Genomic DNA, 821 nt, shown 5'->3' with positions numbered 1-821 from the left:
GTGTGGAAGACCGATTCGCCGGGCCGCAGGTCCAGCCACACCGCCACGTCGGGCGAGGCCGCGATGCGCTCGGCCACCAGGAACTCGCAGCGGTAGTCGTGCCCGCGCACGCGGATCTCTCTGGCGATGTTGGCGATCTGAAGCAGGGTCGATTGCGGCTTGTTCTCGGCCACGAAGCTGCCCTCGCGGGCCTCGCGCACGATGCGGCCCTGCTCCACCAGCTCGCGCAGCGCGCGGTTGACCGTCATGCGCGCGATGCCGAACTGCGCGACGAGTTCGCTCTCCGACGGCAGGCGGTGGCCCGCCGGCCAGGAGCCGTCCTGGATCTTGTGCGTGATGAAGGCCTTGACCTGCTCGTACAGGGCCATCGCGGGCTGGGCCGGGCTCGCGGCCTTGCGCGCGTCGCCGGCTTTGCGAAGGGGGACGGCACTCATGTCAGTGGTCCGCCGATGCCATGGACTCGGCGCGGATTTCCTCCGTCAGCCGGGCCTTGATTTCCATGAACTGCGGCGAGGTCTTGATCGTGTAGTGGCGCGGATGCGGGAAGTCGACCGCGATCTCGGTCTTGATGCGGCCCGGCCTCGCGCTGAACACCGCCACGCGATTGGCCATGAAGATGGCTTCGTCGATGTCGTGCGTGACGAACAGCACCGTCTTGCGGGCCGACTCCCAGATGCCCAGCAGCAGCTCCTGCATCAGCACGCGCGTCTGGTTGTCGAGCGCGCCGAAGGGCTCGTCGAGCAGCAGCATCTTCGGGTCGTTGGCGAGCGCGCGCGCGATGGCGGTGCGCTGCTGCATGCCGCCCGACAGCTGCTTGGGGT

Annotated in this window: 2 protein-coding genes; both read right to left on the bottom strand. The window is 68.5% G+C overall.

What is annotated here, in order from left to right; translation table 11 throughout:
* Positions 1-434: GntR family transcriptional regulator (locus AC1DTN_RS37535; protein WP_477925190.1), on the bottom strand; the 434-nt coding region annotated here is incomplete at its 3' end.
* Position 435: 1 nt separating this feature from the next.
* Positions 436-821 (bottom strand): ABC transporter ATP-binding protein (locus AC1DTN_RS37530; protein ID WP_477925189.1); only part of this gene is annotated, 386 nt, incomplete at its 5' end.

Source organism: Rhizobium sp. 01T444 (genome assembly GCF_056398305.1).
This window is presented reverse-complemented; position numbering and strand designations above follow the sequence as displayed.